The following is a 2,011-nucleotide window of genomic DNA, read 5'->3' as shown; positions in this document are numbered from 1 at the left end:
GGGCAGCGAGTCGCCGAACACGGCGGTCTCTTCGTCTCGATCCAGCGTTCCGCCTTCGGTCAGCAGGGTGACGAAGTGGTCCGCCGCATCCCTGGACTGCAAGTACGTCGCGGCTTTGTCGCGGGTCGCTGCGGCGATGTCCCGGTAGCGGTCGCCCGTTTTACGCCCCAGTTGCACGAGCGTCAGTGGCACGTCGGATTCAGGCGGATCGATGGCGATCAGCGATTCGATCCATGACTGAACCGTGGCGACCGGGATGGTGGTGTTGAGCGGGCCGTAGGCGGGTTGGCGTCCGCCGAGTCGGCCGAGCGCCCAGAGCAGCGCGGGGCGCAACCGGACGTTTTTTTTGCGGCCGAATTCTTTCAAAGCGATGTCGCCGAGTTCGATTTTCTGACGCACGTCCAACCGTTCCAACGACGCGATCAGCCGCCAGAACTCATTGGCCTCGTGCGGCTCGATGCGTCGGGACTTGCTCCGCAGTGCGGCCAGCATCGGAGCGGCGAGTTGCTGTTGTTGGCCGGCCGTCAGTCCGCCCGCGATCCGCCGCCACAGGATCATCGATTCGGTGCGTGATTGGGATGCCGGAAACGCCAACCGCCCGTGCAGCATTCGCCACATTTGTTGAACCCGCCAATCGTCCACCGCGACGCCATACCCGGGCCGCAGACAAAAGCCGGCCAAGTTCAACCAACGGGCCTCGTGGGCGGGGGTTTTGCGGCGACCGGTTTCGAGATCGGCCAAGAATTGCCACAGTTCGCGAATCAGTGTCGGCGGCCAATCATTGCGGCTGGTTTCGGTGATCGATTCGAGTCGCTTGACGATCTGATTGGGTTTGATGTCGGCCTGGTCGCCGAAGGTGGATTCGATCGCATCGGCGCAGGCTTCCACGGTTTCGCTATCGACGATCCCCGCCGTTTCGCCGCTTCCGGTATGTGCGTCTCGGTCGGTTTCCAGCGTGCTGCGAATGTCGAATTCCAGCTTCCATCGTTTGCCGTGTTCGGCGTCGACGCAGTACATGCCGACCGTCCCGATCTCGCTCAGTTCGGATTCCACGAACACGCTCAATTCGGTTTCTTCGCGGCGTCGGCCGCGCACCAGGGCCGTGCAAATCGGCGGCAGCGCGGACATCTCGTTCGGGTCGATCGCGACCAAGTCGCCGACGCGATCGGCCAATCGCGTGCTGCTGACCCACAGCGGGAACTGCACCGGCGCGCCGACTTGCAAGTGCAGCGGATGATCATCGGCGCGAAACTGTTGTCCCGCTTCGGCGTCGCCGGGGATCAGGCACAGGGCGCGAGGCGGATCGTGTTGCACTTGCATGTAATACGAACGACCCAGGTTGGCTGCGATGCGAACACCCTGGCCTCGCCGGACCATCGCGTAATAAGCGGCGCCGCGGGCGACGGCCAAGTCCAAACGCTGTGACGCCAGGACCTTCGGTTGCCAGGTTTCGCCGGGGGCTTGGAACCAGTCGCGGAGCGAATCGACGATCCGCTGTCGAATCGCCGGAGCGGCCAACACGCCGCCGTTGAACAAAACCAGATCGGGGCGATCGGCCGACTCGGTGTCCTGTTGGTCGATGCCGCTGCGACGATGTTCGGAAAGGAATTCTGCCAGGTGGCGAGTGATGGCGGGGTCGGCCGCGTAGGGCAAGCCGAACTCTTGAAATCCGCTTTGTTGGCGACTCGGGCGATCGGAAAGCTGGACGCGTGGAAAGAAACCATCCAACAACGTGGCATCAATTTCTTCGGCCGTCAGTTCGACCTGGATCGCGCCGGCCAACAGCTTTGCCCCTTCGGCAGCCACGTTCAGCGTGAACGAGGCTCCCCGCGCCTCGTCCAACATGGATTCTTTGACCGTGCGAGATGCCTGGACCATGCGGTCCCACTGGCTGGCCGACGGAGGTGTGCCGCCTGAGGTCTCGTTGAGCTTTGCCTCGGCCAACTTGGCGACCGCCAAATCCATGTTGTCACCGCCGAGGATCAGGTGGCGACCGACGGCGACGCGGTGG

1 protein-coding gene is annotated in these 2,011 nt (G+C 63.5%); it reads right to left on the bottom strand.

The features are described from left to right. A partial coding sequence (locus tag ABX749_RS31040; RefSeq protein ID WP_372899448.1) for a molecular chaperone Hsp70 occupies positions 1 to 2,011 on the bottom strand: 2,011 nt, incomplete at both ends.

It is taken from the genome of Stieleria sp. (assembly GCF_041595215.1).
GTDB classification, from domain to species: domain Bacteria; phylum Planctomycetota; class Planctomycetia; order Pirellulales; family Pirellulaceae; genus Stieleria; species Stieleria magnilauensis.
This window is presented reverse-complemented; position numbering and strand designations above follow the sequence as displayed.